Annotated in this window: 1 protein-coding gene; it reads left to right on the top strand. The window is 67.6% G+C overall.

The window, feature by feature from the left end:
• A partial coding sequence (locus WA670_RS45075) for a GAF domain-containing protein (RefSeq protein WP_336162310.1) occupies positions 1–346 on the top strand: 346 nt, incomplete at both ends.

The following is a 346-nucleotide window of genomic DNA, read 5'->3' as shown; positions in this document are numbered from 1 at the left end:
ATCTTCCGGAGGGGCACGGCCTGCTGGGGCTGGTGATCGACGACGCGAAGCCGTTGCGGCTGACGGAGATTTCGGCGCATCCGGCGTCGGTGGGGTTCCCGGCGAATCATCCGCCGATGCACTCGTTCCTCGGGGTTCCGGTGCGGGTCCGCGAGGAAGTCTTCGGGAATCTCTACCTCACCGAGAAGAAAGACGGGGCGGAGTTCACCGACGACGACGAGGTGATCGTGCAGGCGCTGGCCGCGGCGGCGGGGATCGCGATCGAGAACGCGCATCTGTACGAGCAGACGCGGTTGCGGCAGCGGTGGCTCGGCGCGACCAGCGAGGTGACCACGGAACTGCTGGG

Source organism: Amycolatopsis sp. VC5-11, from assembly GCF_037034185.1.
GTDB classification, from domain to species: Bacteria; Actinomycetota; Actinomycetes; order Mycobacteriales; family Pseudonocardiaceae; genus Amycolatopsis; species Amycolatopsis nivea.
The sequence above is the reverse complement of the archived record's forward strand: the minus strand, read 5'-3'. Positions and strand labels throughout refer to the sequence as shown.